Source organism: Aliidiomarina indica (assembly GCF_015354615.1).
GTDB classification, from domain to species: domain Bacteria; phylum Pseudomonadota; class Gammaproteobacteria; order Enterobacterales; family Alteromonadaceae; genus Aliidiomarina; species Aliidiomarina indica.
Genome location: NZ_JACAVQ010000003.1, coordinates 56,393 through 68,995, shown reverse-complemented (window position 1 = coordinate 68,995; position 12,603 = coordinate 56,393). Strand labels below are relative to the sequence as shown.

10 protein-coding genes are annotated in these 12,603 nt (G+C 48.7%); 9 read left to right on the top strand and 1 reads right to left on the bottom strand.

Features of this window, described 5'->3' with window-relative positions; all coding sequences use genetic code 11:
* Positions 1–17: 17 nt before the first annotated feature.
* Genes HXZ99_RS06105 through HXZ99_RS06080 form a run of 6 tightly spaced genes read left to right on the top strand, consistent with a single transcriptional unit; the run spans position 18 to position 7,096 of the window.
* Positions 18–2,720 (top strand): TonB-dependent receptor, encoded by a 2,703-nt coding sequence (locus HXZ99_RS06105; protein WP_194756396.1) that lies wholly within the window; start codon positions 18–20, stop codon positions 2,718–2,720.
* A 54-nt stretch (positions 2,721–2,774) separates the two neighbouring features.
* A complete protein-coding gene (locus tag HXZ99_RS06100; protein ID WP_194756395.1) occupies positions 2,775–3,491 on the top strand; it encodes a hypothetical protein in 717 nt (238 codons plus the stop codon).
* Positions 3,488–5,269, top strand: a complete 1,782-nt coding sequence (locus HXZ99_RS06095; protein ID WP_194756394.1) for an NADH:ubiquinone reductase (Na(+)-transporting) subunit F — start codon at positions 3,488–3,490, stop codon at positions 5,267–5,269. Before HXZ99_RS06100 ends, HXZ99_RS06095 begins: the two co-directional genes overlap by 4 nt.
* 26 nt (positions 5,270–5,295) lie before the next feature.
* Complete coding sequence (locus tag HXZ99_RS06090; protein WP_194756393.1) at positions 5,296–5,661, top strand: copper resistance CopC family protein; 366 nt, start codon at positions 5,296–5,298, stop codon at positions 5,659–5,661.
* 6 nt (positions 5,662–5,667) lie between these two features.
* The gene (locus tag HXZ99_RS06085; protein WP_194756392.1) at positions 5,668–6,534 is read left to right on the top strand and encodes a copper resistance D family protein; all 867 of its coding nucleotides are present in this window, start codon (positions 5,668–5,670) and stop codon (positions 6,532–6,534) included.
* A 10-nt stretch (positions 6,535–6,544) separates the two neighbouring features.
* Positions 6,545–7,096 carry a fused DSP-PTPase phosphatase/NAD kinase-like protein gene (locus HXZ99_RS06080; protein WP_194756391.1) on the top strand — a complete coding sequence of 184 codons (552 nt, stop codon included), beginning with the start codon at positions 6,545–6,547 and terminating at the stop codon, positions 7,094–7,096.
* 186 nt (positions 7,097–7,282) lie between these two features.
* On the opposite strand, the gene HXZ99_RS06075 is transcribed toward HXZ99_RS06080, so the two are convergent.
* Positions 7,283–8,317, bottom strand: a complete 1,035-nt coding sequence (locus tag HXZ99_RS06075) for a GGDEF domain-containing protein (protein WP_194756390.1) — start codon at positions 8,315–8,317, stop codon at positions 7,283–7,285.
* A 167-nt stretch (positions 8,318–8,484) separates the two neighbouring features.
* Between HXZ99_RS06075 and HXZ99_RS06070 the strand changes: the two genes are divergently transcribed.
* From HXZ99_RS06070 to HXZ99_RS06060, 3 genes are all read left to right on the top strand, one after another.
* Complete coding sequence (locus tag HXZ99_RS06070) at positions 8,485–9,882, top strand: winged helix-turn-helix domain-containing protein (RefSeq protein ID WP_194756389.1); 1,398 nt, start codon at positions 8,485–8,487, stop codon at positions 9,880–9,882.
* Between the two features lie 80 nt (positions 9,883–9,962).
* Positions 9,963–11,330, top strand: coding sequence for an outer membrane protein assembly factor BamB family protein (locus HXZ99_RS06065; RefSeq protein ID WP_194756388.1), 1,368 nt, complete (start codon positions 9,963–9,965; stop codon positions 11,328–11,330).
* Entirely contained in the window at positions 11,330–12,574 is a 1,245-nt protein-coding gene (locus HXZ99_RS06060) for an amidohydrolase family protein (protein WP_194756387.1), read from the top strand. Before HXZ99_RS06065 ends, HXZ99_RS06060 begins: the two co-directional genes overlap by 1 nt.
* The last annotated feature ends 29 nt before the right edge of the window (positions 12,575–12,603 follow it).

Genomic DNA, 12,603 nt, shown 5'->3' with positions numbered 1-12,603 from the left:
CCGGGGGAATTATGAAAATGCATAAATTATCAAGCGTTGCTATCGCGGTCGGCTTTATCGTCGCGCCCAGTACTAGCGCATTAGCGCAAGAAACAAACACACAGCCAGAAGCACAAGAGCAAAGAATTGAACGTATTTCGGTAACGGGATCACGGGTATTAAGAAGCGAAGCTGAAAGTGCGGCGCCCATTCAAGTATTTACAGCTGAAGACATTGAGCTGTCGGGTGTCACCTCAATGGAACTATTGCTTCAGAAAATGTCCGCATCCGCAGGTTTTGGCGGCAACCAAACCAGTGCTTACTGGGTAGGTGGTGGCTGGGGAACAACCCAAGTAAATTTACGAGGCCTCGGGGTCAACCGTACCTTGGTGTTACTGAATGGGCGTCGTGTCGTAAATGGTGGTACGGGAGCCAACGCAGCGGTCGACTTGAATACCATTCCAGTAACCATGATCGAACGCGTCGAGGTATTGAAAGACGGTGCATCAGCGATTTATGGCGCTGATGCGGTTGCCGGTGTCGTGAATATTATTACCCGCAAGAACTTCGAAGGCTTCATGACCGAAGCACGTTTCGCGAGCACCGATAAGGGTGATGGTGAGGAAACCTCCGTTAACATGATGCTTGGAACCTCTTCGGATCGCGGTCGCTTAACGACAACATTAAGTTATCGTTCAACAGAAGCGGTGAACATGGCAGATCGCGCATCTTGTGCGCTTGCAGAAACCTCTCCGGGCCAATTAGGATGCTTTGGTAGCGCCTCTACGCCAGGTGGTCGCGCAGTCATTACAAGCGGCCCAGAAACTGGCCGTCAGATTAACTTCAACCAAACCCCAGGTGGCGATCCGAAAGGATATGACACCTATGATCCAGCAGTTCACAACGTTGATTTCTTTAACATGCTGAACGCGGTCAACCCTGTTACCACATTGAGCTTCTCAAGTTTTGGTGATTATCGAATTGGTCAGGAAACCTACGCGTTTGCGGAAGTGCTGTACAACAATCGTCGCTCAAATCAAATTGCGACGCCAGGTACCTTACGTAACTTAGACTACTCTGCCGATCACCCACACAATCCAGTGGGAGAGGACATTCGAATCGTACAACGCCGTCTTGAAGAAGCAGGCCCACGTCATTTCGAGCAAGACGTAAATACCTTCCGCATGGTCACCGGTTTAAATGGCCTCTGGGACAACAATTGGTCGTGGGAAGTTGCGTATAATTTTGGTCGCACCACAGGTAACGATGCAGCCGATAATATTGTGAACCTAGAGCGCTTAGGACGAGCCATCGATCCGGACACCTGCGGTAACGGTGTGCCCTGTGCGGACCTCATTGGTCTGGGTAATATTTCACAAGACGCACTCGACTATATCTTGTTCCGTATTAATGATTATGGTGGTAACCAACAGCGGTCCATTACAGCAAATATTGCCGGTGATTTATTTGAAACTCGTAATGGTGTGATTCCAGTGGCCTTTGGAGTTGAGCATCGCAAGGAAAGTGGCTGGCGTGAGCCGGATTCATCGGTGGTGGCGGGTATTATGAATACAAACCGTCAAGAACCACTCCGCGGTGAGTACACGGTATCAGAAGCTTATGTTGAAACCTCAATTCCACTACTCGTGGATCGTGATTTCGCAGACTATGTTGCTTTAGATGTCGCATATCGCTATTCCGATTACGATACTTTTGGTAGTGATGGTAACTACAAGCTTGGATTGCACTGGGCTGTAAACGACAATTTGAAGCTTCGAGCTACGCAATCAACGGCGTTCCGCGTTCCTAATATCCCTGAGTTGTTTGGCGGTATTGGTGAAGGTAACTTAACTACATCCGATCCCTGTTCAGGCTGGGACCAACCTGGGGCAGATCCGACGGTTGCTTCGAACTGTCAAGCTGATGGCGTTCCTGCGGGATACACGCAGTCGGGCTCAACAGTACTGACCCGCACTGGTGGTAATCCAGACTTGCAACCCGAAGATGCCAATACATTTACCGCGGGTGTTGTCTGGGATGTGCCTTACGTCGAAGGGTTGCAGTTCACGCTTGATTACTTCGACATAAAAATAAAGAGTGCGATTCGCGGCGTGGCCGGATCAACGAAATTATCGGCGTGTTACAACTCTGAGAACCTATCTCATCCTTTCTGTAGTTCTGATACGTTCACCCGTGATCCGTTAACAGGCGCAATTAACTTCCTATCTGCACAGCCGGATAACGTGGCGACAGAGACTGTATCAGGCGTGGATGCGTCAATGTATTACCGTACCCAGATGTTTGGCCTTGATGCGCGCTTTAACGTGAACATGACCTATCTCGACGAATACACATTGGAACCATTTGCAGGAGCTAATCCAATTCGCTATGCGGGTAAAATTACGGGTGGAAGCGGAAGCTTCGCGCGTTTACGCTCGGATGCATCAGCAACCTTTAGCGCTGAGCAATGGCAGTTCCACTATGGCGTTCGAATGATTGGTTCGGCAGACGATATCAACGCTTCATCCGATGATATCGGTTCAAGTGTGTCGAACGTGTTTTATCACAATGTTCAAGGCATGTGGTTCTTCGACGAGAACTGGACGTTGAGCGCTGGTGTGAACAATCTTTTCGATAAGAAAGCACCTTTCATTCGGAGTTGGACAGATGCGAATACAGATACAATGACCTACGATTTGATGGGTCGCCAACTGTATCTGAAATTACGTTATCAATTCTAATGTTGTAGCGGCGGGAGACATGTTCTCTCGCCGCTTTTTAGTTGGGGATTCTTTATGCAAATGCAGTCTTCCGGTTATCGAACGTGGCATAGGTGGCTTTCGCTCTTTGTAGGCGTACAAATGGTCATTTGGGCAATTTCTGGCGCTTATATGGTCTTTTTTAAGCTGCCATTCATTCATGGCGTTCACCTGACACAAGAGGCCGATCTGCCAATCCAGAACCAAGACGTCATCGACCGTTTACCAGAGGTGCTGGAAGCCTATTCTGGGGTCTATGATGCGCAGGTTGTGCGTCGCTTTATCGACGGAGACTACCAAGAAGTAGTGCAGCTCCATACACCAGACAGAAAGTTCCTAGTGAGTTTAAAGGACTTATCTACGATTACCCTGTCTGATCGCGATATCGAAGCACTTGCCGCTCGATATTACAAAAAGGGCGAAGCAGATATCACCCGGGTAGAACTATTGACTGAGCGGGCACCGACGGAACTCAATCCTGCGCATCTACCCATGTGGCGTGTTGATTTCGATGACTTTGGCCGAACGAGCCTGTATTTGCATAGAGAAACCGGAGAAATGACGGTGCGCCGTCATGATTTCTGGCGCGGTTTCGACATGATGTGGATGCTCCACATCATGGATTATAAAGACCGAACAGACATTACAACATGGTGGTTGCGAGGCTTTATTCTCGCCACCTTTGGATTTGCATTTACCGGTACGATTCTGGTGCTACAAACGCTACGTTCATCGCGGAGGAAGCTCGTATGAAATTTATGCAATGGCTTCATCGTTGGACAGGCTTAATTATTCTGCTTCAAATTATTCTATGGACTATTAGTGGCCTTTATTTTGCGCTCGTTGATCACCACGGAATGAAAGGGCACCAGTACCATCAACATCCACCCCAAGTGGGGCTCAGTGCAGAGCAGGCGGCAGCACTGAACTCCGAGTGGTGGGGCAATTTTAATGATGTGACGAAAATACGCACGCGTTTGGTTGCCAATATCCCTCAAGTAGAAATTCATCACAGTGAGGGTGTGAGCTTCCTTGATGGGCGCACCGGCCAAGATTGGCGGACACATCAAAATCTGGCAATACAAATTGCAAACTCAACTTACTCCGGCCCCGGTGAAGCTGTAAGGGTTGCTGCCATCACGCGTACGCGGGAATTAAATGGATGGCAAGGACAAGGCTACCGAATTGAGTACAATGATGATCTTAACACTCGAGTGTACGTGGATAGCCACTCGGGCTCGGTTCTCGACCACAGAAATACTCCCTGGGTGGTCGCTGACTGGATGTTCAGATTGCATTTTATAGATTACACCGGTGGTCGGAACTTTAATAACTTGGTCATTATTACCGCTGGAATTGTCACCCTGTGGTTCGCATTATCCGGACTTATATTGCTCGTTAAGTTACTGGGTAGTGGTGAAATGCGTATAAGTTTACGCAATGCAACGTTACAAGCCCGAGTGGGTAACCAAGATGTGCGCTTGCAAGACAAAGCGCATAAAACGATATTACAAACACTGCAGAAACACGATATTCCCGTTGAAAGTGGTTGCGGTGGGGGTGGTACCTGTGGCTTATGTACCGTGAAACTAGCTGCATCGACCAAAATCACTTCGGCAGAGCGAGATTTACTCACTGACGATCAGCTAGAGCAAGGATATCGTCTGGCCTGCCAGCATCAAATTGGCAATGCTTCTAAAGTGGAAGTGAAAGAATTAGATGTTCAACGAGTTTCATTAGAACTGACTAGCAGTAAATTTTTAACGCCTATGTTAAAAGAATTGCGTTTTAAGGTTCGGGACGGTCATTTTGATTTCTCCGCGGGCCAGTATATGCAGTTTTTGATTCCTTCCGGGCAAACACCGGTACGTCCTAGTGATGTCCCTGAGGCGTTTTCTCCTGAATGGGTAAATATTAAGGAAGCCGTGTTTACCCACCATGAAGTTCGTCGTAGCTATTCGATGGCAACGTCATCGGATACCCAAGAACTCGTGTTTACGGTTCGTTACCAACCGCCAGTGAATGGCCACGACCGTCCAGGAATAGGATCAACTTACCTGTGCAACATGAAAGAAGGCGAAATAATTGTTGCCGAAGGGCCTTATGGTGATTTTCAGCGCATCCCTGGTGAAGGTCGGAAGCTATTCTTTATTGGCGGCGGTGCAGGGATGGCTCCATTACGCGCGCTTATTCAGGAGGAGCTTGCAGAACCTGAGCCGCGCAGTATGGTATTCTTCTATGGTGCGAGAAATCGACAAGAATTGGTCTACTCCGAAGAGTTTGAACGACTGAATCAACGGGGAGAGGTGAACTACGTGCCGGTCCTCTCAGCAAAGCAACCTAGTTGTGAGTGGATGGGAGAGGAAGGGTTTGTTCATGAGGCCGCGTTTGCGTTTCTTGCAAATAGCGACATGCAGGCGTTTGATTTCTATGTGTGCGGTCCTCCTAAAATGCTTTCGGCAACCCTTAGAATGCTTGAACAACTGGGTGTCGATAGAGAACGCATTCGGTATGACGACTTTGGAATATAACCGTAGTAGTAGAGGAGATATTTTTTATGAAATTGTATATCCAGATAATGGCGTTAGGCGTTATTTGGGCGTTTCTAGCACTGGCTCAATCCGCGCAAGCGCATAGTCAGCTAGTGCAATCAACGCCAGCCAATGGGGATCGACTCACGAGTTCACCGTCGGCCATTCACCTTCAATACAATGAAGAGGTGCGGTTGCTTTCGGTGGAACTGAATGGTCATGAGCAAGGCGACATAGACATTGATTTTCGTCGTACTCGTCGCGCCAATGATCAGTTTCGAATCAGTGTTCCAGAGCTTGAAAGTGATGATTACACCATTACTTGGACATTGATTGGAGAGGACGGACATCGTGTGTCAGGAACAATTTTATTTGTACTTGAGCGTGATTAAACCGCGATGACGTGGGATATATGGGTCGCATTAAGCTACACCCTGATTTATGCCAGCACCGCTGCAGTTCTTGGCGGTGTTTTGGTTTCCTATCTCTGGCATAAGTCAGCACCAGCAGATTACCGTTCGGATGATGCCAAGGTACACCAGCGTTATGTGCGGATCGGCGCATGTCTTGGTGTTACATCAGCGATTAGCAGCTATTTCCTATTTATCGGCAGCATCAATCAAGCAGGCATTCGCGGTATGTTTGATGCGGATTTATTTCTATTTCTACTGCTTGATCCACCCGGAATAGCAGCGATGACCCATATCGCTGCATTCTTGGTAATTGGCTTTGGTATGGGACGAGAACAGCACATTTGGAGACTGGTGTTGGTGCTCGGCTATGCGGGCTTGCTTTGGGGCTTCACGGTGCGTGGCCATCTTGCGTCATCGCCATTATGGATACAACTTGCGCTCATGCTGCATGTTTTAGCACTTGGCGCTTGGACCGGTGCGCTATTGCCTTTGTGGTTCGCGGCGCGAAGAACCGCACTGACTAGCTGGAAATCAGTGTTTGAGACCTTTGGCCAATGGGCGCAGGCGATTGTTGGGATTCTTATCCTCGCTGGAATCTTTATGACCTGGGCGTTACTGTCGGCTCCCTCAGACTTTGTCGCAACAGACTATGGGATCGCGTTACTACTTAAGCTGTGTTTCGTGGCGATTTTACTTGGTTGTGCGGGCTTGAATAAATGGGTAATCGTGCCACGCTTAAAGGATGACTCGGTGTCACCGTACTTAGCATGGGTTATTTATATCGAAATGCTCTGTGTTGCGGTGATCTTTGCCTTAACAGCAACGTTTACAGTGGTTGTTGGACACAATTAGAGGATTACTTATGAATATTCTGCGTTTTGTATGGGCGGTTCCGCTCATGTTGGCTGTGGGTGTGCTATCGGCCTGTGCTGAGGCACGTGATCATCATGGGGCGTCGGCTGAGATCCCTGAATCTGTGGCCGATGTGTATAATGTGCACCGACCAACGGATGACATCTTCAGTGCAGGCCAACCGACCCGAGAGCAATTAAGTGCTTTTGCGGAACTCGGGGTCAAGAATGTAGTAAATCTTCGCCCGCCTTCTGAAACAGAAGATTTTAATCCAGCCGCTTGGGCGACCGAAGAAACCATGGCGTATTTTCACATTCCTATCGCCGGTGGAGCCGATCTCACACCCCACTACGTGGGTATTTTCCATGAGGTCATGAACCGTATTGATGGTGAATCATCTCTACTTCATTGCGGCAGTGCTAATCGCGTTGGCGCGATGGTTGCCTTGCGAGCGATCTGGCATCAAGGCCTAGAGCTTGAAGAAGCGATCGTGCTCGGCAAAGCTTATGGGCTTACGTCGCTTGAGCGCCATGTGCGTGAGCAAGCGGAAGCACATCACTAGGGCGTAAGTTCACAACGACCAAAACAACGGTGCAATTAATAGGAACGATTGAGCCTGTTGATAAACTGCTCGGTGAACCGGCATTTGGTTCTAAGATGCCATTTGCGTAATAAAGAGTTAGAAACCATTGCTATCGAATATTTGCCGGATTGGGTTACGCGGATTTGATGGTAGTTTTTTAGGTAATTAAGCACTCTGGGCGATAATAACTGTATTTCGCCCAGAGGCTTTCGCCTTATACAGCGCACGATCAACGAATTGAATAGCTTCGGTGGATGTGAGCGTCGGGTCAATTTGAACGAGCCCAATACTTATGGTTATCGGCCCTTTTTCGGTAACCACGGTATCCATCACGCGCTGACGCAAATCCTCTGCAAGCTGGTTGGCGTGCTCTAGCTCGGTATGGGTACAAATAAGCATGAACTCCTCACCGCCCCAGCGGCCAAATGCGTCGCCCTCTCGAATATTTCTTTTTAATGTAACCGCGACTTGCTTTAACACCTGATCACCCACGAGATGCCCAAAACTATCGTTCACTTCTTTAAAATGGTCGATATCGATCAACATAAGGCATGCTGGGGTATGTTTCTCTTGAACCTCTTGTATTGTCTGTTCCAGTAATGCGTCCAGTTTCCCACGGTTGTAAACGCCGGTAAGGCGATCAGATTCAGACAGATGTGCGAGCTCGGCATAGGCGCTTTTACGAGAGCTCTCGTAGTGACGAAATAAAAACCAATGCACCAACATGACTTCGGCAATGTTCAGCATGGCTCCGGTACCGAAAGATAGCGGGGGAAGGTTAGATAAATTGACGTAGAGATAAAGCAATGTAGCGCTGTAGGCCAGCGCGGTGACCCAAGAACCGGCGCGGCGACCGAGTAAGAAGAACACGAGCGGCGGAATTATAGTAATCCAAATGAGTGAATAGGCGCCGCCTTTGGCTAAGGAAATAAAGCACGCAAGGTTAAATAAAATGGCTCCAGTTACCAACCAGGAGGCAACTTTTAGGTTACGGCTTCTATGATAGTAATACCAAATCAGAGCACTCACGAGCACACTGATAAAATTGAATGTGGCAATCTGATAGGCTGAAAATAAAGCGACATTAATGCTGCCAATCACCAATGAAAAAATAAAAATGATGATTAGAACCGCTCGTAAAAGAGAACGCTGGTGGCGGGTGGGGTCAGCGTGCGTAAGCTTAGGCAAGGACTGCTTCATGATGACTCACTTGCAACATCGAATATTAGCACCTTACTATATTTTGATTTGAAAGCTCAATGTAAATCTTCACGCCTCCGGGATGATGCGTTCAGCGGACGATAATGTGGTACTCTCAGAATAATCATGCTCCTTGCACTTTCATCAGGAATACTCGTCAACCTATTATGAACAGCGGCACACAAAACCCTTATTATTGGATGGCTGACAGAGTTTACCGATTTAGCGGATATACGTTTACGCCGGCCGAATCGTTATTAGTGAACGCTGAAGGCGACGTGATCGAACTAGAGCCTCGGTTAGTCAAGCTTCTCACGTTATTTTGTGAACACCCGCAAACGTTATTAGGGAAAGATCAATTACTGCAAGACGTGTGGGCACCGCGAGTAGTAAGTGAAGAGAGTATCACCGTAGCGGTCAGTCAGCTGCGAAAACATCTGGGTCAAACCACGTCGGATACCTTTATTAAAACAATCTCAGGCTCGGGCTATTATTGGGCTCCAATGACAGAACGAGTGCAGCTTGGAGCGCAGCGCCAGCCAAAGCGCATGTGGTGGTTCGGTGCTGTCGCTGCAGGTACTGCAATTACGTTTTTGCTCATGGTGGGATTGGTCAATAAGGAGCATGCACCAGCAGAGTCATTGGTTTCACAAGCGCAGCAATTGCTACCCGACGCTCCCGACGATGCGATTCGTCTTTTTCGACGGGCCTTAACCGAGGGGCCTGATGCACAAGCATACTTAGGATTGGTACAAGCGAAGTTGGTAAAGCTGCCAGTAGCGGAGCTTAAGGAACATCGGCAGGAGCTGGCGTCGTTGCTCGAACGTGCTCGCGAGCTTAATCGTGAATTGCCGCAGCTGCACTGGGTCACTGCTCAGGTATACTTCTATGCCTTTTGGGATTTCTCACAAGCCTACACTGAGTTGAACTTAGCATTTACCCACGAAGAGCATACGCCCGAGTTCTTATTGAGCTATGCAGAAATGATGTTAGCGATGGGTGAGACCGCCTTAGTTTCTAATAGCATCACGGTGCTTAGGCGCGCTTTCCCCGAGTTTTATGCAATTCCTACAGTTGCCTGGTTACACCTGATGATGGGTGATCTGGATTCCGCTCGCGCAGAAGTGAATCGGATACTTGCAGGAGACGCGCACACCTATGGTGTGCATGTGTCAGCCCAGTTGATTGGCCTTAGCGCGGGTGATGAGCACATGGCTTGGAGCCACTTGTACGCGCTAATGAAGCTTGCAAGCGTGAGCGATGAGGCATTGCAGCGCTATGAGGTGATATACCAAGAGCAAGGTTTAACCGAAGTGCATCGCGCGCTGCTATTGGAATCACCGAGCCATCGCTTGGGGCATTATCGACCTCCGCTTTCTTTGGCTCGCCACGCACTTATTGCTGGAGAGACTGAACAAGCGATTAGCTATCTCGAAGAAGCGTTAGCACAACAGCAAATAGAGATGCTTTGGTTCGGTGTCGACCCTTTGTATAACGCACTCGCCGATCACCCTGGGTACCTATCACTTTTGCAGCAATTCCGGTCACTCGTGCGGTCACCTTAAGAATTCTTTAGATGTCTTAATTTCCTCTTTGCCTGCGCTGCCCGTACTCTCGTCGCACATTTACTTTGACGAGGTATGTTATGAATATATTCACTCTGTGGGCTTCCTCAAATCGGCTAGTCGGCAGTATATTAAGCGTGATTTTGTGTATTGGTATCGCTCTTCCGACGTCATCGTTGGCTGCGGCGTCTCAATGGCAAACATTTAAAGGAAGCGCTGACCGAAATGCTGTCACTACGGATGCGTTCCCCATGCATCTCTCCCTGACATGGCAACACCGGCTTCCCGCGACCATTACGGCATCACCGATTGTATCTGGGGATACGCTACTGGCCGCAACGGACAATGGTGTGTTATATGCGTTTTCGCTGTCCCAGAAACACTTACTATGGGCGTTTGATAGTGGCGGTGCCATTCGGTCCACGCCTGCGGTAAATGAAGGCAAGGTTTACTTTCTAAGTCAGGCAGGTGCATTTTTTGCTTTAGATTTAAACGATGGTGCCATGCAGTGGCGCTTTCAGACCCAAGGCGAAGCAACGTTCTCGGCGTTCAACTATTTGGGTGTGTCAAACAATGAATTAGTGGAAGATGCATGGGACTTGCTGCAGTCATCCCCGCTTGTGGTTGATGACCTGATCGTTTTTGGAAGCAGTGATCAGCATGTGTATGCGCTTGATGCAGAAACGGGAAATGTGCGCTGGGCATTCAAAACCGGGGGGCAAGTTCACAGTGCACCGACGTTGTTGGACGACTTAATTATTGTGGGTAGTTGGGACAGTACCGTTTATGCGTTGCAGAAATCCGATGGGGCGATGCGCTGGAAGTTCGAAACCGGAGCGGAACAAAAATTTAATGTTTGGCGCGGGATTCAAGCGAGCCCGACGGTCGTTGATGGTGATGTATTTATCGGTAGTCGCGACGGTTTTATGTATGCGCTGGCCGGAGAAACAGGTAAGGAAATCTGGCGATACGATATGAAGCGCTCGTGGGTAGTGCCCACCGTATCCGTTGACGATAGTCATGTGTATTTGGGGACGTCGGATACCGGCTTGATGCTTGCCCTTGATCGCGAAACTGGGGTAGAAGTTTGGCGTGCGCCAACCGGATCTTGGACGTACAGTTCCCCACTCGTATTCAAGGATGTTGTTTTGACGGGCACGATGACGGGACGGTTAATTGCACTCGATAAGCTAACCGGTGAGATTAGGTGGGAAAGTCGACATGGAGCACATGTTAACGACATCTATCAAATACTCGGTGAAGATGAGCGCTTGCGTCAAAATATGAGTAATGGAACTTGGCAAGATTCGTTCTACGGAGTTATGGCACGGGTGTTAGCCAGTGGTGGCTTTATGTCGAGTCCGGCATGGGTAAATCAACAACTCATTATTTTTAGTACACACGGTGAAATTATGATTTGGGAAGACCAAGTGAGTGAGGCACGGTAATGAAACTATTCCTTTGGGCATTCGCCCTGCTAGGATTTTGCGCAACGGCGACCGCACAGGAAAGTGCGGTCCGTATGATCAATGGCCTGTGGTATCACGATGGCGCCTTTGTTTCGCAAACGTGGTACTCCGACAACGGTATGCTTACCACAATCGCACCGGAAGTGATTGATAGCGAGATAGATTTGAAAGGTGGGTTCGTGATTCCGCCATTGGCGGAAGGACATAACCACAATTTGCAGAATCCATGGCTCGCAACAAACTTCTCAAAAGACTATGAGCGTGCGGGCATTTTATATGGCTTGATGCTGTGCGGTAGTCATTACAATGCGGAGGAGACAAGAGCCATACTCGACCAAACCAGCCTCGATATTCAACTTGCGGGAGCTTGTATTTCCAGTTCTGATGGTCATCCTTTGCGTATGGCACTGCAAAGTTTTGCAGACGAGGGGGTCACCGCCTCTGATATTCACGATCGGGATTATGTTGTGATCGACTCCCTGTCCGATATTGATGCAAAGTGGCCCCTCATTCAGGCAAGTAGCAGTGAGTTCGTTAAAATTATTCTCGTCCATGCAAACCGGGAAGAACGCCGTGGCAACACAGAGTTTCACGGCGTTAATGGCTTGCGCGCAGAATTAGTAAAACCCTTAACAGAGGCTTTGCAGAGCCGAGGTTTACGAGTGGTTGCGCACGTAGAAAGCCAAGCAGACTTTGCCACGGCGGTGGCGGCTGGGGTCGACATGATTGCCCATTTACCCGGCTACCGTTGGGAGCGGGGATATGAGCCCTCGGAATACCGTTTGTCAGACGAAACCATAAAAGAAGCCGCAGCGATGAATATCGCCGTGATTACGACCGTCAGTGTCAGCGAATTGGTTTATCAAAATAACCCTGATCAGTTAGCACAAGTGAAGGCACTGCAAAAAGACAACTTGGGGCGTTTGCATGCTGCCGGTGTAGCCATCATCCCTGGCACCGACCGCTTTGACGTGAATGTTGTATACGAGCTGGAGTATTTACAGGCATTTGAAATTTTTACGCCTCAGCAATTACTGGACAGTGCGGTAAAAACAGGCCCTCAACGTCTGTTCTCTGATCGCAAGATTGGCCAGTTCCAAGAAGGATATGAAAGTAACTTTGTGGTTGTGAGCGAAAACCCGTTAGAGGATATCGCTCATCTCAATGGGATCGAACTCGTGGTAAAACAAGGTCATGTCGTATTTTCAATAGAACCGAATTAACACAAAAAAGCCCACCATAAATGGTGGGC

Excerpts from the sequence above, each read along its gene's own strand:
- HXZ99_RS06105 (WP_194756396.1), top strand. The coding sequence starts at position 18 with ATGCATAAATTATCAAGCGTTGCTATCGCGGTCGGCTTTATCGTCGCG.
- HXZ99_RS06100 (WP_194756395.1), top strand. The coding sequence starts at position 2,775 with ATGCAAATGCAGTCTTCCGGTTATCGAACGTGGCATAGGTGGCTTTCG.
- HXZ99_RS06095 (WP_194756394.1), top strand. The coding sequence starts at position 3,488 with ATGAAATTTATGCAATGGCTTCATCGTTGGACAGGCTTAATTATTCTG.
- HXZ99_RS06090 (WP_194756393.1), top strand. The coding sequence starts at position 5,296 with ATGAAATTGTATATCCAGATAATGGCGTTAGGCGTTATTTGGGCGTTT.
- HXZ99_RS06085 (WP_194756392.1), top strand. The coding sequence starts at position 5,668 with ATGACGTGGGATATATGGGTCGCATTAAGCTACACCCTGATTTATGCC.
- HXZ99_RS06080 (WP_194756391.1), top strand. The coding sequence starts at position 6,545 with ATGAATATTCTGCGTTTTGTATGGGCGGTTCCGCTCATGTTGGCTGTG.
- HXZ99_RS06075 (WP_194756390.1), bottom strand. The coding sequence starts at position 8,317 with ATGAAGCAGTCCTTGCCTAAGCTTACGCACGCTGACCCCACCCGCCAC.
- HXZ99_RS06070 (WP_194756389.1), top strand. The coding sequence starts at position 8,485 with ATGAACAGCGGCACACAAAACCCTTATTATTGGATGGCTGACAGAGTT.
- HXZ99_RS06065 (WP_194756388.1), top strand. The coding sequence starts at position 9,963 with ATGAATATATTCACTCTGTGGGCTTCCTCAAATCGGCTAGTCGGCAGT.
- HXZ99_RS06060 (WP_194756387.1), top strand. The coding sequence starts at position 11,330 with ATGAAACTATTCCTTTGGGCATTCGCCCTGCTAGGATTTTGCGCAACG.